This is a genomic window from Stutzerimonas stutzeri (assembly GCF_024448715.1).
Lineage (GTDB): Bacteria > Pseudomonadota > Gammaproteobacteria > Pseudomonadales > Pseudomonadaceae > Stutzerimonas > Stutzerimonas stutzeri_AR.
On sequence record NZ_JAMOHZ010000002.1, the window covers coordinates 310,661 to 337,038 of the forward strand.

Sequence of the window (26,378 nt, forward strand, 5' to 3'; positions counted from 1 at the left end):
TGCCGCGACGTCAATCGGCACGTACTCGTCGGGGGTTTCCCAAATTGGCGAGACGCACGCTCTGTTCGAGTTGCGCGGCCTCGTCCAGGGACTCGATTGGCCCAAGGCGAACCCGGTGCAGGATCTGCTCCTGATGAACCACCGAACTGACGAATACCGGCGCAGCAGTCAAGTTGCTGAGTTTGTCACGTAGCAGCTGGGCGGCGTCCGGATTGGCAAACGCACCGACTTGCAGGAACACCCCGGCAGCGGCAACCCTGTCGGTGCTGTCGACCTGGACCGGTAATGTTGCGCCCGCATGCTGTGCTGGCGGCGGCGTGTATTGTTCGACGGGCTGTGAAAGCGAAGTACCGGCAGGCTTGCTCGCAACCTTTTGTGGCTGCGCCAGCACCATCGGCGCCGGACGGCCCCGCTCGGCCCACCACTGCTGGGGATCGATACCCTCGACTTTGACCCGTGCCGTGCCCGTTTCGGCGTAGCCCAGCTTTTTCGCCGCCGCGAATGACAGGTCGATGATTCGGTCCGAGTAGAACGGGCCGCGATCGTTGACCCGCAGTACCACTGCCTTGCCGTTGTCGAGGTTGGTCACCCGAACATAGCTGGGCAGCGGCAACGTCTTGTGTGCCGCGCTCATACCGTACAGATCGTATTTCTCGCCGTTGGCGGTAGGCTGGCCATGAAACTTGGTGCCGTACCAAGAGGCAGTGCCTGTCGCTTGGTAGTTGCGCCCATCGCCGATCGGATAGTAGGTCTTACCCAGCACCGTATAGGGGTTGGCCTTGAATGGGCCGTTATGCGGCATCGGCGTCGCGTCAGGGATACTCGATACGTCGACGTCCCACCAGGGCGCGCCATCCTTGTGCGGTCGGGAGTAATCATCGGGGCCGCTGATGCCGTTTTTGGCAGGCGCAGGCGACTGCGGCGCCGGTGATGACGAGCAACCTGCGATCAGCGCAACGGCGGCTGCCACTGCGAACAAGCGGACCGTCATTGCGTGCCTCGTGCTTCGGCAAGCTGCGCGGCAAGCTGGTGCACGGCCATGGCGTACATCACGCTGCGGTTGTAACGCGTAATGACATAGAAATTAGGCAGCCCTATCCAGTATTCATCTCCTTCGGCACCGTCCAGACGGAAGGCTGTCACTGCCGTGTCATCCGCAATTTCCGCCTCCGTCTGCCAGCCCAGCTCACGCAACTGCGCAGCATTCTTGACCGGTTCCAGGCCCTCGGTAAGGCCTTCTGCATGCTGCTCACCCTTGACGGTGGCCCGCGCGACGACCGGCTCGCCGGCTACCCAGCCATGTTGCTTGAAATAATTGGCGGCACTACCAATGGCATCGACCGGGTTTTTCCAGATGTCGATATGACCGTCGCCATCGAAATCTACCGCGTAGGCGCGGAAGCTGCTCGGCATGAACTGCGGCAGGCCCATGGCTCCGGCGTAGGAGCCGGTAAGCTTCAGCGGATCGACCTGCTCTTCGCGAGCCAGCAGCAGGAATTCCTTGAGCTGTTGACGGAAGAACGGCTGGCGCGGTGGATAATCGAAGCCCAGCGTCGACAGCGCATCGATGACCCGATAACTGCCGGTATTACGCCCGTAGAAGGTCTCGACGCCAATAATCGCAACGACCACCTCGGCTGGCACGCCATATTCTTTCTCGGCGCGCTCCAGCGCTGCCTGGTTCTCGCGCCAGAAATCGACGCCCTGCGCTACCCGCGAGTCAGTGATGAAGATCGGTCGATATTCCTTCCACGGTTTGACGCGCTCTGCCGGCCGCGAGATCGCGTCGAGGATCACCTGCTTGCGTTCTGCCTGAGCAAGCAGTTCAACCAACTGTTCACTGGCAAACCCATAATCCTGAGTCATCTCGCGAACGAACTCGGCCACCTTTTCGCCTTGGTAATCGGCAGCGAAAACCACCTGAGTACCGCTGAAAACACCGAATAGACCCGCTCCGCAGAGCGCTCGTGCCAACCAGCTATGCCGTAATGGGTTCAAGAAATTCACTCTAATCAAACCTGCGCGATCCACTTGCGATGGGTGTGGATCGACATCAAAACCCCGAACCCTGATAACAGGGTCACCAATGAAGTTCCACCAAAACTGATAAAGGGTAACGGTACCCCTACTACCGGCAGCAGCCCACTAACCATACCGATATTGATGAAAACATAAACGAAGAACGTCATCGTCAGCGCGCCGGCGAGCAGCTTGCCAAATAAGGTCTGCGCTTGAACCGTAATCACCAGACCACGTGCAATCAACAGCAGATAAATCAGCAATAGCAAACAGACGCCAACCAGGCCGAACTCCTCGGCCAAGACGGCAATGATAAAGTCCGTATGGCTTTCGGGCAAAAAATCCAGGTGCGACTGGGTGCCGAGCAACCAGCCCTTGCCGAACACGCCACCCGAGCCGATCGCAGCCTTGGACTGGATGATGTTCCAGCCAGTGCCCAGCGGATCGCTTTCGGGATCGAGAAAGGTATGCACGCGCTGTTTCTGATAGTTGTGCAGAACGAAATACCACATGGCTACTGCGATAGGTACCAGCGCCGCAACCGCACCCAGAATCCAGCGCCAGCGCAGGCCCGCAATGAAAAGCACGAAGGCACCGGAAACCAGTACCAGGAGGGAGGTGCCCAGATCCGGCTGCTTCAGAATCAGCACGAAGGGCACCAGGATCAGGCCCAGGCTGACCATGGTGTGCTTGATACCCGGCGGCAACGCACGAGCGGACAGGTACCAGGCAATCGACATCGGCATGATGATTTTCATGAATTCCGACGGTTGAAAGCGAATCACCCCTGGGATACTGATCCATCGGGTCGCGCCCATGGCGGTATAGCCGACGAATTCCACCGCCAGCAGCAATGCGACAACCGCCAGATAACCAAGCGGGACCCAGCGCGCCATGAATCTCGGCTCCAACTGTGCGATGACCAGCATGGCGCTCAGCCCGATACCATACGAGCTTGCCTGCTTGATCAACAGATCCCAGTTCTTGCCGCCAGCCGAGTAGAGAACGAACAGGCTGCCCGCAGCCAGCAGCAGCAAGAGCAGCAAAAGTACACCGTCGATATGCATGCGCTGCAGAAGCGTCGCCCGACGGCGCATTACGTCGGTAGTGGAAAGCGTGCGATCGAATGTCCCGCTCATGGCTTACGCACCTCAGCCGCTAGCGGCGGCGCATATTCGGCCTTCAGCTCGCCTTGCTCGTTCAACAACCAGGCATCCATGACTTGTTTGGCAACCGGGCCCGCGACACCGGAGCCGGATTCACCATTCTCAACCATCACCGCCACTGCGATCTGTGGGTCATGCACCGGCGCGAAGGCCACGAACAATGCGTGATCGCGATGCCGCTCGGCAAGCTTGTCGCTGTCATAACGCTCGCCCTGCTTGATTGCCACAACCTGCGCGGTGCCGCTCTTGCCGGCAATGCGATAACTCGCCGTATCGCCAACCTTCTTCGCGGTGCCGCGAGTCCCGTGCACGACCTGCTCCATGCCGTTGATGGCGGCATCCCAATAGCGAGGGTCGCGCAGTTGGATATCCGGCATCGGTTCTGGATCGACCGGTGAAACGCCCTCGATACTCTGCGCCAAGTGCGGCCGAATCCATTTACCATGAGTGGCCATCAGTGCGGTCGCCTGGGCCAGCTGTAGCGGCGTAGCCTGCATGTAACCCTGCCCGATGCCAAGGATGACCGTCTCACCCGGATACCAGGGCTGACGATAACGTGTGCGCTTCCACTCTCGCGAGGGCATCAGGCCGGCGGTTTCCTCGAACATATCCAGCGATACACGCTGACCGATGCCAAAGCGGGTCATGTATTCGTGCATCCGATCGATACCCATCTTGTGGGCCAGATCGTAAAAATAGGTGTCATTGGAGCGCATGATCGCTTTCTCCAGATCTACCCAGCCGTCGCCGCCCCGATTCCAGTTGCGGTATTTGTGTTTCACGTTCGGCAATTGGAAGAATCCAGGATCGAACACCTTACTCTCTTCAGTGACGACCCCGGCATCGAGACCGGCTACCGCCATCATCGGCTTGATGGTCGACCCTGGCGGGTACAAGCCACGCAGAACACGGTTGAACAGCGGCTGGTCGATCGAGTCTCGCAGTTCACCATAAGCCTTGAAGCTGATGCCGGTGACGAACGAATTAGGGTCGAAACTCGGCTGGCTGACCATCGCCAGCACTTCGCCGGTAGCAGGTTGCAGCGCCACCACAGCGCCTCGCCGGCCAGCCAGCGCCGCCTCGGCCGCTTGTTGCAGTTCCAGATCAAGGGTCAGAGTGATGTCCTTTCCCGGTACCGGATCGGTGCGTTTGAGTACCCGCAACACTCGGCCACGGGCGTTGGTCTCGACTTCCTCGTACCCCACCTGCCCGTGCAGCACGTCTTCGTAGAATCGCTCGATGCCAGTCTTGCCGATGTGGTGCGTGCCGCTGTAATTCACCGGATCGAGCTGCTTGAGCTCCGCCTCGTTGATCCGGCCGACATAGCCGACCGAATGCGCGAAATGCTCACCCTCCGGGTAATGCCGGACCAACTGCGCCGCGACCTCCACACCAGGCAGGCGGAACTGATCGACGGCGATGCGAGCGATCTGTTCCTCGGACAGTTCATACATGATCGGCACCGGCTCGAATGGCCGCCGCCCTTGCAATACGCGCTTCTCGAACAGCTCGCGCTCCTCGGCTGACAGATCCAGCACCTCGACAACCGTATCAAGCGTTTTGCGCCAATCCTCGGCGCGCTCGCGCGTCACCGTGAGACTAAAGCTCGGGCGATTGTCGGCGATGATCTTGCCGGTCCGATCGAAAATCAGTCCCCGATTAGGCGGAATGGGCTGAACATGGACGCGGTTGTTCTCCGAGAGCGTCGAATGGTGCTCGTACTGCACGACCTGAAGGTAGTAAAGGCGCGCAATCAACACGCCAATCAGCAACAACACAAAGGCGCCGCCCACCAGCACGCGCTGACGCACCAGACGGGCGTCCTTTTCGTGGTCTTTGAGGGGAATCGGCTGGGACATCTTGGGTTTGGCTGTACTACTTGTGGTAAGGGTGACCCGACAGCAACGTCCAGGCGCGGTAGATCTGCTCGCCGATGAGAATGCGCACCAACGGATGCGGCAGAGTCAGCGGCGACAGCGACCAGCGCTGCTCGCTACGTGCACAAACTTCAGGAGCCAGTCCTTCGGGACCGCCAACCATCAAGTTAATGTTGCGCGCGTCGAGTCGCCAACGTTCCAGCTCGGCGGCCAGTTGCTCGGTGCTCCAAGGTCGCCCCGTCACTTCCAGCGTGACGATGCGCTCGCCGGGCTGCACCTTGGCCAGCATGGCCTCGCCTTCCTGACGAATCAATCGCGCCACGTCGGCATTCTTGCCGCGAGTGTTGAGCGATATTTCATGCAGTTCCAAAGGCAGCTCGGAGGGCAGACGCTTGGCGTATTCGTGCCAACCATCCTCCACCCAACGCGGCATCTTCGAACCCACAGCGATCAGCTTGATCCGCACGGATCGACCTTATTCCTGCTCGCCCGCGTGCTGTGCACGGCTCTGTTCAGCACCCTGCCAAAGACGCTCAAGGTCATAGAACTGGCGAGTCGGGACCTGCATCACGTGGACCACTACATCACCCAGGTCGAGCAGTGCCCACTCGCCACCGTCCAGGCCTTCACTGCCCAGCGGGCGAACACCTTGCTCCTTGACCTTCTCAAGCACGTTGTCTGCCAGGGACTTCACGTGGCGACTGGAGGTACCACTGGCGATCACCATGAAATCAGTAACGCTGGTCTTGCCGCGGACATCAATGGTGGTGATGTCCGCGCCTTTCAGATCTTCCAGAGCGCTAACGGCCAGCTGGGCCAAAGAATCATTTTGCATAGCTTGAAACAACCTCAGTTCGACGCCCGGTACAGTCCGTGCGCGTTGATATAAGCCAGTACGGCGTCGGGCACCAGGAAACGGACCGACTGGCCGCTGGCCAGAAATTGACGAATTCGGGTTGCAGACACCCCCAGAGGGGCCTGCCAGACGAAGGCAATTTGCCCACCGCTGCCAGCAAGTGCCTGCGGGTCGTGCACGCTGCGTGCCGCCAACAAGTCCCGCAGAGCTTCCGGAGCCTCGCTGTCGGCATCAGGGCGCTGCATCACGAGAATGTGGCAGTAATCAAGAAGCTCATCCCAGCGATGCCAATTGGGTAGCCCGCAAAACGCGTCCCAACCCATTATTAGAAAAATCTGATCGTCATCTGCCAGTTCATCGCGCAGCGATTCCAGCGTGTCGATGGTGTATGACGGCTTGTCGCGCTCCAGCTCGCGGGCATCGACCGTCAACGACGGCAGATCCTGCACCGCCAATCGGACCATCGCCAAGCGGTCCTGCGCGGAGCTGTTGGGCGCCTCACGGTGCGGCGGGCGGAAATTGGGGACCAGGCGAACCTCAGCGAGCCCTACCATTTCTGCCACTTCCAGCGCGCCTCGCAGGTGCCCAATGTGCACCGGATCAAAGGTGCCACCGAGAATACCGATGCGCCGTGGAGTGCGAGTCGAACTCATCAAGTACGCACGTGGCCGTCGCCGAAGACCACGTATTTCTCGCTGGTCAGGCCTTCCAGGCCAACCGGTCCGCGTGCGTGCAGCTTGTCGGTGGAAATGCCGATCTCCGCGCCCAGGCCATACTCGAATCCATCGGCGAAACGGGTGGAGGCGTTGACCATCACCGACGCGGAATCGACCTCGGTGATGAAGCGGCGAGCATCGGTGAAATTCTCGGTGACGATCGCATCGGTATGTTGCGAGCCGTAGCGGTTGATGTGTTCGATCGCTTCATCCAGCGAGTCGAGCACGCGGATCGACAAAATCGGTGCGTTGTATTCGGTGGACCAATCTTCTTCGCTGGCGGCTAGCACATCGCCACCGAGCAGTTCGCACGTACGCGGGCAACCACGCAACTCGACGCTTTTGCCGCGATAGATGGCAGCCAGCGGCGGCAGTACGCGCTCCGCGATGGCCGTATGTACCAACAACGTTTCCATGGTATTGCACGGTGCATAGCGCTGGGTCTTGGCGTTGTCGGCGACGCGAATGGCCTTGTCGATATCGGCAGCCTGGTCGATGAACACATGGCAGATGCCGTCCAGGTGCTTGATCACAGGGACCTTTGCGTCGCGGCTGATGCGTTCGATCAAGCCCTTGCCGCCGCGCGGCACGATCACATCGACAAATTCCGGCATGGTGATCAGCGCACCCACCGCGGCACGGTCTGTGGTTTCCACGACCTGTACCGCAGCCGCTGGCAATCCGGCCTCCGCCAGCCCTAACTGGATGCAGCGGGCAATCGCCTGATTCGAATGGATCGCTTCGGAGCCGCCGCGCAGGATGGTGGCGTTACCGGACTTCAGGCACAGGCTGGCAGCGTCGATGGTCACGTTGGGACGCGACTCGTAAATGATCCCGACTACGCCGAGCGGCACGCGCATCCTGCCGACCTGGATACCCGATGGCAGGTAACGCATGTCGCGAATCTCGCCGATGGGGTCGGGAAGGGTTGCGACCTGTCGCAGTCCTTCGATCATGTCGTCGATTCGCGCCGGGGTCAGCGCCAGGCGGTCGAGCATGGCCTCGTCCAGACCACTGGCACGCCCGGCTGCGAGATCCTGCTGGTTGGCATCGACCAGATCGCTACGCGCTGCGTCAAGCGCTGCCGCAGCAGCCTGCAATGCTCGATTCTTCTGCGCGGTGGTAGCGCGCGCGAGCATGCGCGACGCCTCGCGCGCGGCGCGACCGAGGCGGGTCATGTAATCGAGAACGGACTCGGTCATGGGCTGGCTGGCCTAGCTGAAGGGAAAGCGGCTGATTATAGCCACCCATGAGCTTCCCGCACAGCGGCTCCCGGCGAATGGCTGGGAAAGCGCAGCGGTCGCAGATGCACACCAATGGCCGCACGACGCCTTGCGACTACCCGTCGGCGATCGCTCGCACCAACGAACCGCTGCCCCAATCAACATCCTGTCGCAAATGCATCCAGCGTTATCATGACGGCCGTTGAAACCGGCGCGGCGGTCGCCGAGTCGAAAGCCGTCTCGATTCAAGGAAAAAACCATGCCCGAATGGCTTTCTGCGCTCACCGGCTGGCTCTCTGAAAACCCGCAGTGGCTGGGCCTGAGCCTGTTTCTGGTGGCCTGCCTGGAATGCCTGGCCGTGGTCGGTTTGCTGATGCCTGGCACCGTGCTGGTGTTTGCTATCGCCGTGGTCGCCGGCAGTGGTGTGCTGAGCCTCGGCGAGACGTTGCTGCTGGGCTATGTGGGCGGCCTGCTCGGCGATCTGCTGTCCTACGGCCTTGGGCGACGTTACCACCAGAACATTCGCAGTATGCGCGGCTTGCGCGATCATCCTGAATGGCTGACACGGGCCGAGCTGTATGTCGATCGTTACGGCATCGCGAGCCTTCTCGTGGGCCGCTTTATCGGCCCCCTGCGGCCCATGCTGCCGCTTACCGCCGGCATGCTCGACATGCCGTTCGGGCGCTTTCTGTTGGTCAGCCTGGTGGCCGCAGCCGGTTGGTCGATGGCCTACCTGCTGCCGGGCTGGACTGCAGGCGCTGCCGTGCGACTGCCGCTGCCGGAGGGTTTCTGGGGCGAGGCGGGAATCGTCCTTGTTGCACTGCTGCTACTCGTCGGTGGCGTCGTGCATTGCAGCCTGCGCCAGCTGCGTTGGGTCACGCCGCTGGCGGCAGGCCTCAGCGCGGCCATTCTGCTTGGTCTGTTCTTCGGCTGGCCTTATCTGGTGGAATTCGACGAAGGGCTGATGGAATTGGTCCAGGGCGAACGCAGCCCGATCTTCGACCACTTCATGGTAGTGGTCACGCGTGCCGGCGACTTCCACACGCAGCTGTGGGCCGCGGTGCTGTTGAGCCTGCTGTTGATTGCGCTGAAGCAGATGCGCGCAGCAGTCTTCGCCATCCTCACGCTGCTGGGTACAGCGCTGGCCAATGGCGCGCTGAAAGCGACGTTCGGGCGAATCCGACCGGAGATCCTTCTCGAACCCCTTCACACTTTCAGTTTCCCCAGCGGCCATAGCTCGGCGGCGTTCGCTTTTTTTCTTACGCTCGGAGTCCTCGCTGGGCGTGGGCAACCACCTCGCCTGCGCCTGGCTTGGGTACTGCTGGCTGGATTACCGGCGACAGCCATTGCCTTGTCGCGCGTTTATCTCGGCGTGCACTGGCCGACCGATGTGATCGCTGGCGCAGTGTTGGCGAGCACGATATGCGCGGCGAGCCTGACCATCGTGCAATGGCGCAGGCCAATGCAGGCGCTGTCGCCCAGGGTGTGGTGGTTGATTCTGCCCGCAACGCTGGGACTGATTGGCGCTTTTGCGATCTGGGCGCTGCCGGGTGCCATATTGCTGTATCGCTATCAATAGTTGCGTCAAATGCGGCTGTTGCACTGCTTGTTATTCGAGCGCATCGCCCTGCAACTCCTCAAGCCAGCGCTGGATGCGCTCCAGTTGCAGCTGCGGATCGTCCAGCTGTAGCAACTCGACTTTCCGCTCCGGCTGAAATGGCAACAAATACCCCAACTGATGCGCCAGCGAGCGCTGTCCCTGCGCCACGCAGCCCATGCCCAGCGCCTGGACCATCGGGTGTTGTCCTAGCGCTTCCAGCAATAACGCCAAGTCGGCGTGCTCATCGCCGAAAGGCAGGTCTTCACCTTCGTCGCGCCAACTGACCTCGGCAACGGTCAGTTGATCGCGCTGCACTTCGGCTGAGAGCACATCGAAGCGACGACCGCCTTCGACGCGGATTCCCAGCAAGCCGTTGGGGCGCTGCTGCCAGTCCCGGATCAGCGCCTCGCAACCGGTCAGGGCATATTCGCTGGCCGCCAGTCCCACCTCGCTGCCCTCGATGAGGCGCACGACACCAAAGCCATGCCCCGCCTTCAAGCAGCCGCTGACCATATCCAGATAACGGGCCTCGAATATCTGCAGATCGAGCATGCATCCCGGAAACAACACGGTGTCGAGCGGAAACAACGGCAGCTTCATTCAGCCTCCTTAGAACAACAGCGTCACGGCCAGCGGCAGCAGTACCGCCGTCATTACACCCATCAGGCTCATCGCCAGCGCCGCAAAAGCACCGCATTCATCGCTTTCCTGCAACGCCTGCGCGGTGCCCACGGCGTGAGCGGTCAGCCCCAACGCCATGCCTCGGGCCGCAGGATGCTGAACGCCAAAGCGACGCAACAGTTCCGGACCGACGATCGCTCCAATGATTCCGGTGATCATCACGAACACTGCCGCCAAGGCCACCACTCCGCCGATTTGCTCGGCCACCAGCATGGCGATGGGCGACGTCACGGATTTCGGCGCCAGGGTCATCAGAATCATCGGATCGGAGTTAAAAGCCCACGCCAGCGCCATGCCTAGCGCCGTCGCGCCAGTGCCCGCAAACAGCAGGGTTAGCATGATCGGCCCGAACAGTTCGCGAATCCGCCGCAGATTAAGATACAGCGGTACCGCCAGCGCCACGGTGGCCGGCCCGAGAAGAACGGTGAGCATCTGTGCACTGTCGCGGTATTCGTCATAACTGAGGCCGCAGGCCACCAGAATGCCGACGACCACAACCATCGAGACCAGAACTGGCTGTAGGAAGACCCAACGGGTCTTTTCGTAGGCGGCGAAAGCAAGTTGGAATGCCGCCAGGGTAATTGCCACGCCGAACAGTGGATGGTGAATCACCGCGTCCCAAGCCGCCTGCCATTGCACCGCAATCATGCGCGGCCCGCCTTGCGCTGCTGGCGATGAATCAACATCTGCATCAGCCAGCCGGTGAACACCAGAGACACCACCAGCGAAAGCACCAGCACCCCGACAATGGCCCAGAAGTCTTCCAGAATCGCCTCGGTGTAGGCCATCACGCCCACGGCTGGCGGAACTAGCAGCAGCGGCAGATAGCGCAACAGACTCCTGGCCGCCAATTGCAACGACTCGCTGGCCTGGCCGCGCGCCAACAGCGCCACGAACAGCAGTAGCAGCCCGATGATCGGCCCCGGCATCATGGGCAGGACCATCACGTTGATCGCGGTGCCGAGCAATTGGAACAGCACCAGCCAGGTTAACCCGCGTAGCAGCATGGACGTCTCCGAAGCAAAGAAGCGCGATTATAAGCATCCCCCCGCGACGAAACCCGCTGCACGCGCTGGCCCGGCCTATATCCCACCATTCGCGACAACAATGCTTGGTTGATTCGTCTCCGGCCGCATGCTGATCTAGCCATCGCGCTTTCATTAGAAGAACAACAAATCCCCGGAGGACATATGCCGCAGGTACCCGTAGCAGAACTCAAGAACTACATTGGCAAGGAGCTCGGCCGCTCCGAATGGTTCACCGTCGATCAGCAGCGAGTCGACCAGTTCGCCGATTGCACCGGCGACCATCAATTCATCCACATCGACCCGGAAAAAGCTGCACAGACGCCGTTCGGCGGGACCATCGCGCATGGCTTCCTGTCCCTATCGTTGTTGCCAATGTTGATGGGAGACCTGATGGTCAGACCCGAAGGCACCAAGATGGGCGTCAATTACGGGCTCGACAGTCTGCGCTTCATCCAGCCGGTGCGGGTCGGATCGCGGGTGCGCCTGGCCGCGACGCTACTCGACGCGTACGAAAAAAATCCGGGCCAGTGGCTGCTCAAGTGCCGCGCGGTAATGGAGATCGAAGGCGTGGAGAAGCCCGCCTACATCGCCGAAACCCTGGCGCTCTGCATCGTCTGATCCAAAGGGGTGCGCGTTGTCGCACCTCGCTGCGTTTGCGGCATACTGCGGACATCGTATTTTTCTGGTTAGCCGCATGCGTCACATCGCCCCGATCCTGTTCGCCTGCTTCCTCACCGCTTGCGGTGATGGCGAACCGCTGATACCCGCCGATGCCGTGCTGCCGGACGGTGGCCGCTACCGAGGCGAGGTGGTCGACGGTCTATTGCAGGGCGAAGGGCGTATCGACTACCCCAACGGCAGCAGCTACCGCGGCTCGTTCAAGGACGGCCAATGGAATGGTCATGGCGTCTGGCAAGGCGCCAACGGTGATCGTTACGAGGGTGAATTCAAGCAAGGCCTGTTCGATGGTCCGGGGCTCTTCAGCTATGCCGCCGGCGGTGTCTATGAAGGGCATTTCCTACGCGGCAGCCTCAACGGTAAAGGCCGTTACACCGAGCAGGGCATGACCTACGAGGGCGACTTCAAGAACGATCTCTACCACGGCACCGGCAAGCTGCAGGGCGCAGATGGCGCGACGTACGAAGGAGATTTCGTCGCTGGCCAGCCCCATGGCGAGGGCACCCGCAGCGACGAGAGCGGCAAACTCAACGGCACCTTCGTCGAGGGCAGCCTGAACGGTGAAGGTCTGTATCGCGGCAGCAACGGCGAGCACTACCTGGGCAATTTCAAAAACGACCTGTTTCATGGCCAGGGTCGCTACGAAGATGCCATCGGCAATGTCTGGAAAGGCTCGTTCAAGCACGGCGAGCTCAGCGGCGAAGGCCGCTATGCTGGAGCCGACGGCACCCGCTACAGCGGTGAGTTCAAGCATTGGCAGTATCACGGCGAGGGCCATCTGCAGTCCCCGGACGGCAGCCAATACAGAGGTACCTTTCGCACGGGCCGCTTCGATGGGACGGGTATTCTCACGCTCGCCAACGGCACCGAGCAGGCCGGTACCTGGCGCGCCGATCGACTTACTCATGACCATACGGGCAGCCGACTGGCCGACCCACTTGAAGTCGGCCTGTTACGCCAAGGGCAACTGCTCGCCGACGCACTTGACGCGGTACCGGTGTCGACCCCGGCTGCGGAGCTCTACAGCCTGACCTTCGCTGGCGACGGGCAGCAGAGCGTGTTTCTCCGCGAAGCGGACTATGTCGGCAAGCTCCTAGCCGACCGCTTCGCCGCCTACGGCCAAATCAGCCTGGTCAACCACCGCGATCACCTGGCCGATCGACCACTGGCGACCCGCGAGAATTTGTCACGCGCCATTCAGAAACTGGCTGAACGCAGCGGACCTGAAGACCTGATCTTCATCTATCTCACCAGTCACGGCTCGGCCGACCACCAGTTAGCGCTGACCCAGCCACGGCTGGCGCTGCAAGACTTGCCGGCAGCGGACCTGGCGGCGCTGATGCAGCCGCTTGCTGGACGCAACAAGGTGATAGTGATTTCCGCTTGCTATTCCGGTGGGTTCATCGAGCCGCTGAAGAGCCCGAATACGTTGGTCATGACCGCAGCTCGCGCCGACCGGGTGTCGTTCGGCTGTTCCGAAGAAAGTGATTTTACCTACTTCGGCCGCGCGCTGTTCGCCGAGGCGCTGCAGGAAACCAACGATATTGTGCAGGCCTTCACGCTGGCGCAGGCGAGGGTTGCCGAACGAGAGCAGGCCGACCACTATCAAGCTTCGGAGCCCCAGCTCTGGGCACCGGACCAGGTTGTCGAACACTGGCGGATGCTGCATGAACAACAGCCGACGCCGACCGACTGATCGCACAGGAAGCCAAACCATGTATTTGACGCCACAGCGTATTTTGCTTGCCGGCGCCACCGGGCTGACCGGCGAGCACCTGCTCGACCGCCTGCTCAACGAACCCACCGTGGAATGCGTTCTGGCACCCAGTCGCAAGCCTCTGGCCGAGCACCCTCGGCTCGAGAACCCGGTCGGCCCGCTGCAGGCTCTGTTGCCGCAGCTCCCAGAGGGCATCGACACAGCGTTCTGTTGCCTGGGCAGCACAATCAAAGAAGCGGGAAGCCAAGAAGCCTTCCGCGCTATCGATCATGACCTGGTCGTGGACTTTGCCAAACGGGCCCGTGAACTGGGCGCGCGGCATCTGCTGGTGATCAGCGCGCTGGGCGCCAACCCGGACAGTTCGATCTTCTACTGCCGAGTCAAAGGCGAGATGGAAGAAGCCCTTCGCGCTCAGGACTGGCCGCAATTGACCATTGTGCGCCCTTCGCAGCTACTGGGCCCGCGCATGGAGGTGCGGCCGGTGGAGCGCCTGACCGCCCCGCTCTCGTACCTTTTACCTGGCAAATACCGCGGCATCTCGGCCTGCATCCTCGCCCGCGCGCTCTGGCGCCTGGCGCTGGAAGAAGACGACGGCACGCGAGTGGTCGAGTCGGACGAATTGAGAAGGCTAGGACGGTAAGCAGCTGCAAATCTGGCAAGGACTAGCCAAGCTGCTATGGCTTTCCGCCTTGCTTGCAGCTCCTAGCTTGCCGCTTGCAGCTGTTTTTAGCCTTTAATGAAATGCTCGCGGTAGTGACGCAGCTCGGCGATTGACTCACGAATGTCATCCAGCGCCAGATGCGTGCCGCCCTTCTTGAAGCTGGCGAGCACATCCGGAGCCCAGCGCGCGGCCAGCTCCTTGAGGGTGGAAACATCCAGGTTGCGGTAGTGGAAATAGGCTTCCAGGCCGGGCATGCGCCGGTAAAGGAAACGGCGATCCTGGCAGATGCTATTGCCGCAGATCGGCGATTTGCCCTTGGGCACCCATTGTTCGAGAAACGCCAGCGTCTGCGCCTCGGCCACCTCGGTGGAGATCCGGCTGTCGCGAACCCGCTGGGTAAGCCCGGAGCCGCCATGTTGGCGCGTGTTCCATTCATCCATACCGGCAAGAATCTCGTCGCTTTGATGGATCGCAATGACCGGCCCCTCAGCGAGGACGTTGAGCTGGCTATCGGTAACGATGGTCGCCATCTCAATGATGACGTCGTTATCCGGATCCAAACCGGTCATTTCCAGGTCGATCCAGATGAGATTCTGCGGGTTCTGCATGGTGAACTCCTTGACTGTGGCGCGCAGTTTAGCCGCTCGCATGATAGCCGTCAGGTGGCGCATCAGCCCCAAGCCGCCAGACCAACAGGCGCGAATGACGCCAGTCATCGACCGGAAGTATTTCCTGCGCCTCGACACCCGGCACCTCGAAACTATTACTGATCAACAACGCCCCCGACCGCATCTCGGCGCATGCCTTCTGCCACAACGCCGGCATGGGCGCCGGAGAAAGGAAGCAGTAGGCCACGTCATATTCGGCCAGCGACACGCGCCAGAGACTGCGATAACGCACCTGACAATTGCGCTGAAACAGGCAGCGCAACCAGCACAGGGCGAAGGTCAACGGTGCGGTCTCGACACCGACGAAGCGCCCCTCCGGGTAAGCCCGCGCCAACCGCAGCAACGTCCCGCCGAAACCGCTACCCAAATCAATGAAGCGAAAGCCGTCGGGCAGCCTTGCCAGCCGTTCAATCAAGCGCTGTTCAGCGGCCGTACCGGTCAGGTACAGCGGCACTCGTTCAAGTAATGCGTTCCAGTTCAACAGCAGCAGCACCATGAAGCCGGACAGCAACAGCCAGGGCGGCAGGGTGTGGTCCTGTAACAGCACCAGGCCCGGCACGAAGCCCGCATTGATCGGCAGCCACCAGCGCGAAAGGCCTAGCAACTGTCCCATCAACGCGGCGAGCAAGCCTTGCAAGCAAGCAGCGATCAGCGAGGTGACGTGCCAACCCGCCACTCGTGCCAACGCAAGCAACAGAAGCCAGGTGAGCAGCAGCGACGTCACCTGGCTGAACAGCGCCAGCAACGCCGGGAATCTTGATGCAGAAGCAGGCATGGATGCTCGCTTGTCGACGGGATACGACGCCGAGTTTAACTGTCCTCAAGTACCGCATACAGGCCGGCAGCGAGGGGTAATCGGCATGCTAGACTCGCCTACTTCTCCAGCCTGGGCACCGCATTCAAATGGCCAAACGCCAACTCAACCGCCGGCAAAGCTGGCGCATCGAGAAGATCCAGGAGGAGCGCGCCTCACGTGCAGCGCGCCGGGAGTCACGTGCGATCGAAGAGCTGGAGGGCGGCGATCTCGGCCCGGAACAGACTGGCCTGGTCATCGCCCACTTTGGCGTACAGGTCGAAGTCGAGGCGCAGGAGGGCGAGCATGAGGGCCAGATATTTCGCTGCCATCTGCGCGCCAACTTGCCGGCTCTGGTCACGGGCGATCAAGTGGTCTGGCGACCGGGCAATCAGGGCATCGGCGTCATCGTCGCGCAGCTGCCGCGCCAATCCGAGCTCTGCCGTCCGGACACTCGTGGCCAGCTCAAGCCGGTGGCGGCCAACGTCAACCTCATTGTCATCGTCTTCGCGCCCTTGCCGGAGCCACATGCCAATCTCATCGATCGTTATCTGATAGCCGCCGAGCATGCGGGCATCACGCCGTTACTGCTACTGAACAAGGCGGACCTGATCGATGCGCAGAATGAACGCGCGCTCAACGCACTGCTATCGGTCTATCGAACGCTGGGCTACCCGCTGATGGAAGTATCCGCTCATGACGGCGCCGGCATGGACGCACTGAAAGCTCGACTCGACGGCCACGTCAGCGTATTCGTCGGCCAATCCGGCGTCGGAAAATCGTCGCTGGTGAACAGTTTGCTGCCGGGTGTCGATACCCGTGTCGGCGCGCTGTCGGAAATGACCGGCAAGGGCACCCACACCACCACCACCGCGCGGCTGTTTCACTTTCCCGGCGGCGGCGAGCTGATCGACTCACCCGGCATTCGCGAGTTCGGCCTGGGCCACGTCAGCCGCGCCGATGTGGAAGCCGGATTCATCGAGTTTCAGGATCTACTGGGACATTGTCGCTTCCGCGACTGCAAGCACGATCGTGAGCCTGGCTGCGCGCTGCTGAACGCACTGGAGCAAGGGCAGATTCAACCACAACGGATGGCCAGTTACCGCCATATCATCAGCGGCCTGCCGAAATAGCAGCAGTTTTAAACTTCAAGCCAAGCATAGGCCGGGCTGCTTTTCTTATTTTAGGACTTGCAACTCTTAGCCCGGCTCATCGAACTTCAGCACGCCGTCCTCGAAGATGTTCAGTCGCTCGCGCAACTGCGTCGGTGGTAGCGGTTCGGTTGTATCGATCGCCGGTGCCTCGTCGAGACCGTCCTGCGTAGCACTTGGCGCTGGCGAATCAGCGGAGGTACCAGCCGCGCCCGCGTCCGATTGCCCCCCTTCGATATCGCGCTGTGCCTTTTTGGTCAGCACCAGGATGTCGATGCGGCGGTTGACCGGGTTAAGCGGGTCAGCGCGATCAAACAAGGCCGACGATGCATAACCCACCACACGGGCAAGCTGATCTTCTGGATACCCCCCAGCGACGAGTGCACGTCGGGCCGCATTGGCGCGCCCAGCGGACAGTTCCCAGTTACCGAACTCGCCGCGCCCAGCGTAAGGCTTGGCATCGGTGTGCCCGCTAATGCTGATCTTGTTCGGCACTGCCCGAATGGTGTCTGCCATAGCCAGCAAAATGTCTTCGAAGTAAGGCTGCAGCTGGGCGCTGCCCAAGGCGAACATCGGGCGATTCTCCGCATCCACGATCTGGATACGCAGACCATCTTGAGTGATTTCGAATAGGATCTGGTCCTTGAAGCGGGTCAGGTCCGGATCCTCGTCAACCTTGTTCTGCAACTCCTGCAACAGCAATTCCAATCGCTCGCGTTCCAGTTGCTCGGCAAAGGTTTCCGCCTGGTCGGCGTCGATCTTCGACTCGCTCTGCTCGATCACCGGATCGACTTCTTCGTTGAGCGTCCGATCCGGCGATGGCGTAGGCGTACCGCCAAGATCGATCACATGCGGACTGGCGCTCTCGGTAAAGCCGATCGGGTCCTGAAAGTAACCGGAAATTGCCCTCTTCTGCTCGGGCGTTGCCGAACTCATCAGCCACATCACCAGAAAGAACGCCATCATCGCCACCGCGAAATCGGCAAAAGCAATCTTCCAGGCGCCGCCGTGATGGCCCGCAGCGGTTTTTTTGACCCGTTTGACTATGATCGGCTGGTTGTTGTCCATGTTAGGGCTACCTAGCTACCACGCATGGCTTGTTCGAGCTCTGCGAAACTTGGCCGGTGAGCCGGTAACAGGACTTTACGACCGAACTCAACCGCCAAGGTCGGCGGCATGCCGGACGCCGAAGCGACCAGCGTCGCCTTGATGCCCTCGTAAAGATTCAGCTCTTCCTTGGCGTCATGCTCCAGCGCGGCGGCCAGCGGGCCGAAGAAGCCGTAGGACGCAAGGATCCCCAGAAACGTACCGGTCAATGCGGTGGCAACCTTTTCTCCGATCATCGCGTTGGTCGCTTCGGCGAGAATCGACATTGTGATTACAATGCCCAGCACCGCCGCCACGATACCCATGGCCGGGAGTCCGTCTGCGACCCGCGCGACTGCGTGGGAAGGATGCTCGAGTTCTTCCTTCAGGCTGTTCAATTCCATATCGAACAAGCCTTCCAATTCATGCGGCGCCATGTTGCCGGAGGACATGATGCGTAGGTAATCGCAGACGAATGCGGTCAACCGTCCGTCTTTCAGGATCGCCGGGTATTTACTGAAGATTGGGCTGGCGCTGGGCTCTTCCAGATCTGCCTCGATGGCCATCATCCCCTCGCGACGGCTCTTGTTGAGAATCTCGTAGAGCAGCCCCAGCACTTCCAGGTAGTACTTTTGGGTAAACCGCGAGCTGAACATCTGCAGCGATTTTTTGAATACGATTTTGATGGTGCTGCCCGGATTCGCCTGTAGAAAACCACCGAGGGCCGCACCGCCAATGATCATGAGCTCAAATGGATGGAGGAGCGCGCCGATTTTGCCGCCGGACAGTACGAATCCGCCCAGAACGCTGGCGAATACCACGATGATGCCAATAATTTTTGCCATAGGAAGGTACGTCTAAAACCTGATCGCAGGGCACCTGGGACAAGCCGCGCAACATCGCGCGCTCGCATGGGTTACAGGCGGGGCATATGAAAGAATTGTTCTGGTTATCGGAACTTTTGCGCCAGACTAAAGGCCATCCCGATGAAATGCTAGTTCGGCGGCATAATGACAACGACCCCTCTTCCCCGCACGCTTCCCGCCTGGATCAAGGCGCTAGACGCCGTTGTGCTGCCTGTGTTTGCCGATCCGTACGCGCGCGTCCAGCTGGCATTGCGCGACAGCAGCATGTCGATGCGGCAGATCGCCGAGCTGATCCAGGAAAGCCCGGTCATGGCGCTTAGCGTGATCCGCGAAGCCAATCGCAACGCCGCCTCGACCAACAAGCCAGCCGAGAGCCTGGAAGTTGCGCTCAGCCGCATCGGCCTGAAACGCGCCGAAGCCTTGTTTGCCGGTATTCCGGCGGCCCAGCCTCGGGACATTTCTGCACCACTGCGGCAGATGGTGCTCATCAGCCGCCATGCCAGCCAGCAGGCCAATGGGCTGTTCGCCGCTCGCCTCGCACGCCTTTGGCAGGAAATCCACTGGAGCAGCCTGCTATTCCTCTCGCCGGTCTGGGCGCTGGTCGCGGCTCACCCTGAACTGCTCGAAGCCTGGGAACAGCGTGTGCTGGTCAAGCGCGAACCAGCCCGCCAGGTCGAACAATCGCTGCTGGGCGTAGCGCTGCTGGATCTCTGCGTGGCGGTTGCTGAACATTGGGGTTTGCCTGGCTGGATCGCCCAGGGGTATCGATTGCTTAGCGACAATCGGCGAATGTTGATAAAGGCGCTACACATTGCCCGTGACAACGAGCACCCGCTGCACCAGCAGCAGATGCTCGATGCCGATCCCGATCTACGTCGCTGGCTCACCCTGCCAAGCAACACCATCGTGCTTGCCAATGGCCTGGCGCTTTCGGCGCACAACAGCTGGAGCGGCATTCATAGTCTCCGCTGGCAGCGACTCGCCGGGCTATACCTCCAGATGCCACTGGCTGAACTACAGCAGATGGTGCACCAGCACGCCGCCGCCAGTGCGCAAGCAATCGGCCATACAGACCTCTGGCACCCGGCCCAGGGCCTGCTGTGGCCATGGGAGAGTGTGTTTCAGGTAGAAAAGGCGGCGAAGTTGCCCAACACCGAAACACTGACGGAATGGCGTGCGCATTGTCGCGAACTGCTCAGCGAGCGCTGCCCGTACGACAACGTGGTGCAACTCACTGCGACCGCCGCTAAAGCCCTGAACTGCGCCGGAATGCAACGAGTCCTACTGATGCTCGTCGACCGCAAGCACAATCGCCTGGTCAGCCAACAAACCTTTGGCCTCCCACGTGAAGCAGCCAGGCTGTCGCTCGAATCGGAGCAGAGCCAAGTGCTGCGTAGATTGCTGGAAAAGCCGGCACTGCTGCGACTCAAGCCGGACAACTTTGCGCAGTTCTCTGCGCTGTTGCCAGGAGCGCTGAAGGCATTGTTCCCAAGCGAACACGTACTGCTGCGCTCCATCGGTCACGACGGCCGCGTAGTCATGCTGGTAATGGCCGATCAAGACAACACGGCGTTCAGCGAAATGGGTTTGCAAGCGTTCACCAAGACGGTGCAGTGCATCGAGCGTGCGCTGGCGACGTTCAGCAAGCGCGGGCGTTGATCTTTTTCGCTAGACTTTGCTCTTTCCGTCCGACCGAGGCTTGCCGTGTCCGCCTTTTCAACCCTGCCCCTGGTAATCGAACCGACCGATCTGGCCGAGCGCCTGAACGCCCCCGAGCTGATACTGGTCGACCTGACCAGTGCGGCCCGCTATGCCGAAGGTCATCTGCCCGGCGCACGATTCGTTGATCCCAAGCTGACCCAACTCGGCCAACCGCCGGCACCGGGACGGCTGCCCGGCAAGGCCCAGCTGGAAGCCCTTTTTGGCTCAATCGGGCATCGCTCCGACGCAGTCTATGTGGTTTACGACGATGAAGGTGGTGGCTGGGCCGGGCGTTTCATCTGGTTGCTGGATGTAATCGGCCATCATCGCTACCACTACCTGAATGGCGGCCTGCACACCTGGCTGGCTGAGCAACGACCGTTATCACACGACATTCCCGCCACAGTGTCCGAGCCGGTAACGCTGCAGCTTCACGACGCACCCAGCGCGACCCGCGAATACATCGAGAGCCGGCTCGGCGCTACGGATCTGGTCATATGGGACGCCCGATCACCTGAGGAATATCACGGCGAGAAGGCGCTTGCCGCGCGCGCCGGACATATCCCCGGCGCGATCAACTTCGAATGGACCGCGGCGATGGATCCGGCGCGCGCCATGCGTATCCGCGAAGACATCGCCGAACGGCTGCAGGCGCTCGGCATCAGTCCAGACAAAGAAATCATCACTCACTGCCAGACGCATCACCGCTCCGGCTTCACCTACCTGCTGGCCAAAGCCCTGGGCTATCCGCGAATCAAGGGATACCCCGGCTCCTGGGGCGAATGGGGCAACCTGCCCGACACTCCGATCCAGCAATCAAAAGGTCACCCATGAAAGATCGCTTGTTCGTATTCAGCCAGTACCTGCTCCCGCACCACCTGATCTCGCGTCTCGCCGGCTGCTTGGCCGAGAGCCGCTTACCTTGGGTGAAGAACACCTTCATCAAGTGGTTCGTTCGGCATTTTCAGGTAGATATGCGTGAAGCTCAAACTGAAGACCCGACCGCTTACGAGCACTTCAACGCGTTCTTCACCCGCGCGCTGAAAGACGGCGCGCGGCCGCTGGACCCGACACCCGGCGCGATCCTCAATCCCTGTGATGGCGCAATCAGTCAGCTCGGCCGGATCGAGCAGGGCCGCATCTTCCAGGCCAAGGGCCACAGCTACAGCGTGACGGAGCTGCTCGGCGGCGACCATGAGCGTGCCGCGCCCTTCATGGGCGGCGATTTCGCCACCGTATACCTGTCGCCCAAGGATTATCACCGGGTGCATATGCCGTTGGCTGGCACCCTGCGCGAGATGGTCTATGTGCCGGGCCGCATCTTCTCGGTGAATACCGTCACCGCTGAAGGCGTGCCGGAGCTGTTCGCCCGCAACGAGCGCGTGGTCTGCCTGTTCGATACCGAGCGCGGCCCGATGGCCATGGTGCTGGTCGGTGCAATGATCGTCGCCAGTATCGAAACCGTGTGGGCCGGACTGGTAACGCCACCCAAGCGCACCCTCAAGACGATGCGCTACGACGAAGCCAGCCGAGCCCCCATCCATCTGGAAAAAGGCGCCGAGATGGGCCGTTTCAAACTGGGTTCCACAGTGATCCTACTGTTCGGGCCGGATCAGGTCAGTTGGGCCGAACAACTGTCCCCGTTGACGCCGGTGTGCATGGGTGAGGGGCTCGGTCAGGCCACGCCGGCCCAGCACTTTGTCGCACCGGATCCTGGCCAGGCTCAGCCGTAGAACCTAAACCAGTGGTCGGTTGCCGCTAGCCAAGTCCTTCGTGTCCGTTATGATATCGTCGCCCACGATTGCAAAATGCCATCATCGAGGGCGACGAGTGCGTGGACGCACTGCCAGAGTCGTAGGCGGAGCGCCAGGGATCATGTCGCGGAGTTCGTAGTTTGGAAAACCACAGTCAGCCACTGCTGTTGCGCGTACCGACGCCGGATTGCCAGGGGCTGTCTTTCTGCGAGGCCAGCGTGCGCGGCGTCAGACGCTGGCTTGCCGGGCTGCCCAAAGCAAACCTCGGCGAAACTGCGCGCCTGCTGTATCAGGCAGTACTGGAACTCAACCAACTGCGTACGACTGCCCAAGATCGTCTGCAGTTGCTCGAATTGCTGCGACCGGAAATCCACTTCGTCTGCAGAGAACTGGAACGTTACTTCGTCAACCAGCCGATTGTTCTCAGCGAGCGCCCGCGCAAGGTGGCCAGCTTATGCCAGGCGCTGCAGAATCACCTGGCCATCGGCTACAAACTGATCTCAGTCGAACTGGCTCCGCAGGCCGGTCGTGAACGCCTGCAGTTACTCACCATCTCGCTGCAGCGAGCGATCCGCAGCCTCTGCGCGATGCTGGTTCGTTCCACCCAACTATACAGTCCGACACCCAATGGCCTATGGCTTGAGCTCCATCAGCTCTACGCCATCGCCGCCGAGCATGGCGTGCACCGCACATTGGTGCGTGACGACCTGGCTTATCAGATCAATGGCCTGAGCGCTGAGCAGAGCTATATCGTCGCATTGATGATCGGCAGCGCCCGCTGCAACCAGATGCGCCAGCAAAACATCGCGCAACTGGCGCAGGTACTCGAACCCTGGAGCGCGCTGGTTCGCCTGCAATCGGCACAGAATTCGTCCAGCCTGTTCGGCGTGTCGCCCCGGATCGACGGGCCACCGCGTTATCGATCTATGTTTACGCCCAAGGAGCTGCCAAACCTGCTCGGCATTGATCCGCATGCATTGGTTGCAGCGCTCCGGGCGCATCTGGACTCCACGCCAAATGCGCCCGGAGAGTCAGCGCTTGCGGTGCCCGAGGGGCTGAGCCTCGACCTGATGCAACACGTAAGTGCGGCCTGGGGCGACATCTCCGAGCGCAGCTTCCAGCGCACCCCCGCGCAAGGCCAGATGAACATCTGCATCGGCATGAGCGCACTGCATTACTATCTCGCTGGGCAGCGCCTGTTTGGCGAGCTGTTGAAACGACCGGAAGCCGCTCGATCCGCTGTATTCAAACTGAACAACGCTGAGCCCGACATATGGGCAATTGCGTTCGATGCGCAGGTAGTCAACGAGGACGCTCTCCTGCCGCGCGAAGATATCGAATTCGTCCGCCCCGTCATTGCAAACGCAGAGGAAGAGGAAGAGGAAGCGTCAGCGCCACCAGCCGTCGACAATCCCTATCCAACGTTCGAGGTGCAACTGGTCAACCACAGCCCTGGCGGATTCTGCCTCTCCTGGGCGGGCGAGGTCCCGGCGCAGCTCCAGGCGGGCGAACTGCTCGGCCTGCAGGATGGCACCAGCCAGAACTGGAGCATCGCGGTAGTACGCTGGATTCGCCAAGTGCGCGGCGGTGGTCCGCAGATCGGTGTGGAGCTGATCGCTCCCTATGCGCAACCTTGCGGTTTGCGCCTGTTACGCAAGGTCGATCAAGGCAGCGAATATTTGCGCGCCCTGCTGCTACCGGAAATCAGCGTGATTTCACGTCCGGCGGCGCTCATCGTTCCGAGCCTACCGTTCCAGGAAGGGCAGAAGGTACAGATCAACCAGAATGGAGAAGAACACCGCGCGCTACTTTGCCGGCGCCAGACAGGTTCCAGCAGCTATAACCAGTTTGAATACCAGCTGGTCGGGCTTGCAGCCGCCTCCCAAGAGACCCCGATCACAGCACGAGGAACCCAGGCGGCGTCAGGGATTGAAGATTTTGACTCGCTCTGGAAGTCGCTGTAGATTGCGGCTCTCCGTTTTTTTAGCCCTCCACGCTCCTATACGGCGCGTTCTAAAGCTGCTGCCATGGCCCCGCAAAAGAAAACTATCCGTCTGCTGATCCTCGAAGACTCGCAGAACGAAGCTGAGCGACTGGTCAGCCTGTTTCGCAATGCAGGCCAGGCAACGCGCGTGCATCGACTCACCTCCAGCGATGACCTGGCCGATGTGCTCCAACAGACCTGGGACCTGCTGATCAATGCGCCGAGCAGCAGCAACCTCGACCCTAGCGAAGCCATAGGTGCCATCCGCAAGCAAGCCAAGGACATCCCGGTCATTCAGTTGATCGATGGCAACGATTCCGACGCCATTACTGAATCCCTCGCACAGGGAGCGCAGGCCGCACTACCGCAAGGCGAGGACGAATGGTTGATTCTGGTCGCCAATCGGGAGCTGGAGAACCTTGAAGAGCGTCGAGCACGCCGTTCCGCCGAGCTGGCGCTGCGCGAGGCAGAGAAGCGCTGCCAACTGCTGCTGGAGAGCTCAGTTGACGCCATCGCCTATGTCCACGACGGCATGCATATCTACGCCAACCGCGCCTACCTTGAGTTATTCGGCTACGAAGATGTCGACGAGCTCGAAGGCATGCCGATGATCGACCTGATCGCGTCCTGCGACCAGGGCGATTTCAAGGGCTTCTTGAAGACCTATCAAACCCAGCAGGGCAGCGCCGAACTCATCTGTGGCGGCGTCCGCGCCGATGGTGGCAACTTTAAGGCGCGCATCAACTTCTCCCCGGCCAGCTACGATGGCGAGCCCTGTATCCAGGTGGTCATTCGCGCAGAGAACGACAATGCTGAACTGGAGAAACTGCGCGAGATCAGCAGCCAGGACCTGGTAACGGGCCTGCACAACCGCAGCCATTTTCTCGAACTGCTCGACAGTGCGGTCGAGCGCGCGGTGAACGCAGGGCAAGGCGCGAGTCTCGCCTATATTCGCGTCGACCGCTTTGCCAGCCTCCAGGCAGACCTTGGCTTGGGCGACTCTGATCGTCTACTGGCCGAGCTCTCCCAACTGCTGCGCGATCACTTTACAGATCAGGCTCAACTGGCACGCTTTGGTGACGACGCTTTCGCAGTATTGATGCCAGAGGCCAAGATACAGCAGCTTGAACAGCCTTTGACCGAACTGTTGCGCAAGGTTGAAGGGCACCTGTTTGATATCGGCGCCCGCACCGTACAAACCAGCCTGAGCATCGGTGCCGCCACGCTCGATGAACGGACCGCGAAGGCTCGAGACGTAATCGACCGTGCCCATCGCTGCGCCGAAGAACTCGCTGATGGCAATGCGCTTCGCATCTACAACCCCGCCGACGAATTAGCGGCAGCAGCCAATCGGGGCAACGTCCTCGCTATGCTGCAGCAGGCGCTGGAAAAGAACAGCTTCCGCCTGTTGTTCCAACCGATCATTAGTCTGCGCGGCGACAGCCACGAGCATTACGAGGTGCTGCTGCGCCTGCTCGATCCGCAAGGCGTCGAAGTTCCTCCTGGCGAGTTTCTCGGCGCAGCGAAAGAAGCGGGGCTGGCCACCAAGATCGATCGCTGGGTACTGCTCAATTCCATCAAGCTGCTCGCCGAGCATCGCAGTAAGGGCCACAGCACACGATTGTTCGTACACCTTTCGAGCCCCAGCCTGCAAGACGCCTCACTGCTGCCGTGGCTGGGAGTTGCGCTCAAGGCGTCGCGATTGCCACCTGACTCGCTGGTCTTCCAGTTCGATGAGAACGACGCCGTCGCGTACCTCAAGCAGGCGAAAGCGCTCACTAATGGATTGGCCGGGCTAGGCTGCCGCAGCGCCCTGAGTCAGTTCGGCTGCGTGCTGAACCCGTTCAATACGCTCAAGCACCTTAGCGCCGACTTCGTAAAAATCGACGGCTCCTATACCCAGGACCTGAGCCGTCAGGAAAATCAGGAAGCACTCAGGCAACTGCTGACAAACCTTCACGGACAGGGCAAGCAGACCATCGTGCCTTTCGTCGACAGCGCCACGGTCCTCGCCACGCTTTGGCAGGCCGGCGTCGGCTACATTCAGGGGCAATATCTGCAGGGCCCGAGCCAGTCGATGGATTACAACTTCTCCTCGGACGACGAATAGGCGCCAAGCTGCAAGCTGATTAGCCTGCGGCCTGCCCACTCGC

25 protein-coding genes are annotated in these 26,378 nt (G+C 60.9%); 10 read left to right on the top strand and 15 right to left on the bottom strand.

Annotation, left to right across the window (positions count from 1 at the left end; translation table 11 throughout):
* Positions 1-10: 10 nt before the first annotated feature.
* Genes NAV33_RS04990 through NAV33_RS05025 form a run of 8 tightly spaced genes read right to left on the bottom strand, consistent with a single transcriptional unit; the run spans position 11 to position 7,836 of the window.
* Entirely contained in the window at positions 11-991 is a 981-nt protein-coding gene (locus tag NAV33_RS04990) for a septal ring lytic transglycosylase RlpA family protein (protein ID WP_255977513.1), read from the bottom strand.
* The gene (mltB, locus tag NAV33_RS04995) at positions 988-1,998 is read right to left on the bottom strand and encodes a lytic murein transglycosylase B (protein ID WP_408102333.1); all 1,011 of its coding nucleotides are present in this window, start codon (positions 1,996-1,998) and stop codon (positions 988-990) included. Before mltB ends, NAV33_RS04990 begins: the two co-directional genes overlap by 4 nt.
* A gap of 14 nt (positions 1,999-2,012) precedes the next feature.
* Entirely contained in the window at positions 2,013-3,158 is a 1,146-nt protein-coding gene (gene rodA / locus NAV33_RS05000; RefSeq protein ID WP_272887223.1) for a rod shape-determining protein RodA, read from the bottom strand.
* Positions 3,155-5,044: a penicillin-binding protein 2 gene (mrdA, locus tag NAV33_RS05005; RefSeq protein WP_255977515.1), complete on the bottom strand. Its 1,890-nt coding sequence runs from the start codon at positions 5,042-5,044 to the stop codon at positions 3,155-3,157. Before mrdA ends, rodA begins: the two co-directional genes overlap by 4 nt.
* Positions 5,045-5,060: 16 nt before the next feature.
* Positions 5,061-5,528 carry a 23S rRNA (pseudouridine(1915)-N(3))-methyltransferase RlmH gene (gene rlmH, locus NAV33_RS05010; protein ID WP_255977517.1) on the bottom strand — a complete coding sequence of 156 codons (468 nt, stop codon included), beginning with the start codon at positions 5,526-5,528 and terminating at the stop codon, positions 5,061-5,063.
* Positions 5,529-5,537: 9 nt separating this feature from the next.
* Positions 5,538-5,897, bottom strand: coding sequence for a ribosome silencing factor (gene rsfS, locus NAV33_RS05015; protein WP_255977519.1), 360 nt, complete (start codon positions 5,895-5,897; stop codon positions 5,538-5,540).
* A 14-nt stretch (positions 5,898-5,911) separates the two neighbouring features.
* Complete coding sequence (gene nadD / locus NAV33_RS05020; RefSeq protein ID WP_255977521.1) at positions 5,912-6,571, bottom strand: nicotinate-nucleotide adenylyltransferase; 660 nt, start codon at positions 6,569-6,571, stop codon at positions 5,912-5,914.
* Complete coding sequence (locus tag NAV33_RS05025; protein ID WP_255977524.1) at positions 6,571-7,836, bottom strand: glutamate-5-semialdehyde dehydrogenase; 1,266 nt, start codon at positions 7,834-7,836, stop codon at positions 6,571-6,573. The genes nadD and NAV33_RS05025 overlap by 1 nt, the downstream gene beginning before the upstream one ends.
* 280 nt (positions 7,837-8,116) lie before the next feature.
* On the opposite strand from NAV33_RS05025, the gene NAV33_RS05030 reads away from it, so the two are divergent.
* Positions 8,117-9,436: a bifunctional DedA family/phosphatase PAP2 family protein gene (locus NAV33_RS05030; protein ID WP_255977526.1), complete on the top strand. Its 1,320-nt coding sequence runs from the start codon at positions 8,117-8,119 to the stop codon at positions 9,434-9,436.
* Between the two features lie 30 nt (positions 9,437-9,466).
* Here NAV33_RS05030 and NAV33_RS05035 read toward each other — a convergent pair whose 3' ends face one another.
* From NAV33_RS05035 to NAV33_RS05045, 3 genes are read right to left on the bottom strand one after another with little or no spacing between them, the layout of a single operon-like run.
* Positions 9,467-10,057, bottom strand: coding sequence for an LON peptidase substrate-binding domain-containing protein (locus NAV33_RS05035; RefSeq protein ID WP_255977528.1), 591 nt, complete (start codon positions 10,055-10,057; stop codon positions 9,467-9,469).
* Positions 10,058-10,066: 9 nt separating this feature from the next.
* Positions 10,067-10,786: an LrgB family protein gene (locus tag NAV33_RS05040; RefSeq protein WP_255977530.1), complete on the bottom strand. Its 720-nt coding sequence runs from the start codon at positions 10,784-10,786 to the stop codon at positions 10,067-10,069.
* Positions 10,783-11,145, bottom strand: coding sequence for a CidA/LrgA family protein (locus tag NAV33_RS05045; protein ID WP_255977532.1), 363 nt, complete (start codon positions 11,143-11,145; stop codon positions 10,783-10,785). Before NAV33_RS05045 ends, NAV33_RS05040 begins: the two co-directional genes overlap by 4 nt.
* 183 nt (positions 11,146-11,328) lie before the next feature.
* On the opposite strand from NAV33_RS05045, the gene NAV33_RS05050 reads away from it, so the two are divergent.
* From NAV33_RS05050 to NAV33_RS05060, 3 genes are all read left to right on the top strand, one after another.
* Positions 11,329-11,784, top strand: coding sequence for a MaoC family dehydratase (locus NAV33_RS05050; RefSeq protein ID WP_255977534.1), 456 nt, complete (start codon positions 11,329-11,331; stop codon positions 11,782-11,784).
* Positions 11,785-11,860: 76 nt separating this feature from the next.
* Positions 11,861-13,540, top strand: coding sequence for a C13 family peptidase (locus NAV33_RS05055; protein ID WP_255977536.1), 1,680 nt, complete (start codon positions 11,861-11,863; stop codon positions 13,538-13,540).
* Positions 13,541-13,559: 19 nt separating this feature from the next.
* Positions 13,560-14,201 carry an oxidoreductase gene (locus NAV33_RS05060; RefSeq protein ID WP_255977538.1) on the top strand — a complete coding sequence of 214 codons (642 nt, stop codon included), beginning with the start codon at positions 13,560-13,562 and terminating at the stop codon, positions 14,199-14,201.
* Positions 14,202-14,287: 86 nt separating this feature from the next.
* Here the strand turns inward: NAV33_RS05060 and orn are convergent, their stop codons facing one another.
* A complete protein-coding gene (gene orn / locus NAV33_RS05065) occupies positions 14,288-14,830 on the bottom strand; it encodes an oligoribonuclease (protein ID WP_255977541.1) in 543 nt (180 codons plus the stop codon).
* A 28-nt stretch (positions 14,831-14,858) separates the two neighbouring features.
* A complete protein-coding gene (locus NAV33_RS05070; protein ID WP_255977543.1) occupies positions 14,859-15,665 on the bottom strand; it encodes a class I SAM-dependent methyltransferase in 807 nt (268 codons plus the stop codon).
* Between the two features lie 128 nt (positions 15,666-15,793).
* Here NAV33_RS05070 and rsgA point away from each other — a divergent pair, with 128 nt between their 5' ends.
* On the top strand, positions 15,794-16,816 hold the full coding sequence (gene rsgA, locus NAV33_RS05075; RefSeq protein ID WP_255977545.1) for a small ribosomal subunit biogenesis GTPase RsgA: 1,023 nt from the start codon (positions 15,794-15,796) through the stop codon (positions 16,814-16,816).
* Positions 16,817-16,882: 66 nt separating this feature from the next.
* Here the strand turns inward: rsgA and motB are convergent, their stop codons facing one another.
* Together motB and motA are read right to left on the bottom strand one after the other, a co-directional pair.
* Positions 16,883-17,902 carry a flagellar motor protein MotB gene (motB, locus tag NAV33_RS05080; protein WP_255977547.1) on the bottom strand — a complete coding sequence of 340 codons (1,020 nt, stop codon included), beginning with the start codon at positions 17,900-17,902 and terminating at the stop codon, positions 16,883-16,885.
* An 11-nt stretch (positions 17,903-17,913) separates the two neighbouring features.
* Positions 17,914-18,765, bottom strand: coding sequence for a flagellar motor stator protein MotA (gene motA / locus NAV33_RS05085; RefSeq protein WP_255977549.1), 852 nt, complete (start codon positions 18,763-18,765; stop codon positions 17,914-17,916).
* 165 nt (positions 18,766-18,930) lie between these two features.
* On the opposite strand from motA, the gene NAV33_RS05090 reads away from it, so the two are divergent.
* The 5 genes from NAV33_RS05090 to NAV33_RS05110 all read left to right on the top strand — a co-directional run bounded on the left by NAV33_RS05090 (position 18,931) and on the right by NAV33_RS05110 (position 26,335).
* Positions 18,931-20,445, top strand: a complete 1,515-nt coding sequence (locus NAV33_RS05090; protein ID WP_255977551.1) for an HDOD domain-containing protein — start codon at positions 18,931-18,933, stop codon at positions 20,443-20,445.
* 45 nt (positions 20,446-20,490) lie between these two features.
* Positions 20,491-21,321 (top strand): rhodanese-like domain-containing protein, encoded by an 831-nt coding sequence (locus NAV33_RS05095; protein WP_255977553.1) that lies wholly within the window; start codon positions 20,491-20,493, stop codon positions 21,319-21,321.
* On the top strand, positions 21,318-22,220 hold the full coding sequence (gene asd, locus NAV33_RS05100; RefSeq protein WP_255977555.1) for an archaetidylserine decarboxylase: 903 nt from the start codon (positions 21,318-21,320) through the stop codon (positions 22,218-22,220). The genes NAV33_RS05095 and asd overlap by 4 nt, the downstream gene beginning before the upstream one ends.
* A 161-nt stretch (positions 22,221-22,381) precedes the next feature.
* Entirely contained in the window at positions 22,382-24,205 is a 1,824-nt protein-coding gene (locus NAV33_RS05105; protein WP_255977557.1) for a molecular chaperone, read from the top strand.
* Positions 24,206-24,268: 63 nt separating this feature from the next.
* Entirely contained in the window at positions 24,269-26,335 is a 2,067-nt protein-coding gene (locus NAV33_RS05110; protein WP_255977559.1) for an EAL domain-containing protein, read from the top strand.
* Positions 26,336-26,378: the final 43 nt, after the last annotated feature.

Coding starts and splice junctions, on each gene's coding strand:
- motA (WP_255977549.1), bottom strand. CDS start 18,765: ATGGCAAAAATTATTGGCATCATCGTGGTATTCGCCAGCGTTCTGGGC.
- NAV33_RS05025 (WP_255977524.1), bottom strand. CDS start 7,836: ATGACCGAGTCCGTTCTCGATTACATGACCCGCCTCGGTCGCGCCGCG.
- NAV33_RS05045 (WP_255977532.1), bottom strand. CDS start 11,145: ATGCTGCTACGCGGGTTAACCTGGCTGGTGCTGTTCCAATTGCTCGGC.
- NAV33_RS05030 (WP_255977526.1), top strand. CDS start 8,117: ATGCCCGAATGGCTTTCTGCGCTCACCGGCTGGCTCTCTGAAAACCCG.
- NAV33_RS05070 (WP_255977543.1), bottom strand. CDS start 15,665: ATGCCTGCTTCTGCATCAAGATTCCCGGCGTTGCTGGCGCTGTTCAGC.
- rsgA (WP_255977545.1), top strand. CDS start 15,794: ATGGCCAAACGCCAACTCAACCGCCGGCAAAGCTGGCGCATCGAGAAG.
- NAV33_RS05055 (WP_255977536.1), top strand. CDS start 11,861: ATGCGTCACATCGCCCCGATCCTGTTCGCCTGCTTCCTCACCGCTTGC.
- NAV33_RS05040 (WP_255977530.1), bottom strand. CDS start 10,786: ATGATTGCGGTGCAATGGCAGGCGGCTTGGGACGCGGTGATTCACCAT.
- orn (WP_255977541.1), bottom strand. CDS start 14,830: ATGCAGAACCCGCAGAATCTCATCTGGATCGACCTGGAAATGACCGGT.
- mrdA (WP_255977515.1), bottom strand. CDS start 5,044: ATGTCCCAGCCGATTCCCCTCAAAGACCACGAAAAGGACGCCCGTCTG.
- NAV33_RS05060 (WP_255977538.1), top strand. CDS start 13,560: ATGTATTTGACGCCACAGCGTATTTTGCTTGCCGGCGCCACCGGGCTG.
- motB (WP_255977547.1), bottom strand. CDS start 17,902: ATGGACAACAACCAGCCGATCATAGTCAAACGGGTCAAAAAAACCGCT.
- asd (WP_255977555.1), top strand. CDS start 21,318: ATGAAAGATCGCTTGTTCGTATTCAGCCAGTACCTGCTCCCGCACCAC.
- NAV33_RS05110 (WP_255977559.1), top strand. CDS start 24,269: ATGGCCCCGCAAAAGAAAACTATCCGTCTGCTGATCCTCGAAGACTCG.
- NAV33_RS05090 (WP_255977551.1), top strand. CDS start 18,931: ATGACAACGACCCCTCTTCCCCGCACGCTTCCCGCCTGGATCAAGGCG.
- nadD (WP_255977521.1), bottom strand. CDS start 6,571: ATGAGTTCGACTCGCACTCCACGGCGCATCGGTATTCTCGGTGGCACC.
- rsfS (WP_255977519.1), bottom strand. CDS start 5,897: ATGCAAAATGATTCTTTGGCCCAGCTGGCCGTTAGCGCTCTGGAAGAT.
- NAV33_RS05050 (WP_255977534.1), top strand. CDS start 11,329: ATGCCGCAGGTACCCGTAGCAGAACTCAAGAACTACATTGGCAAGGAG.
- NAV33_RS04990 (WP_255977513.1), bottom strand. CDS start 991: ATGACGGTCCGCTTGTTCGCAGTGGCAGCCGCCGTTGCGCTGATCGCA.
- NAV33_RS05035 (WP_255977528.1), bottom strand. CDS start 10,057: ATGAAGCTGCCGTTGTTTCCGCTCGACACCGTGTTGTTTCCGGGATGC.
- rodA (WP_272887223.1), bottom strand. CDS start 3,158: ATGAGCGGGACATTCGATCGCACGCTTTCCACTACCGACGTAATGCGC.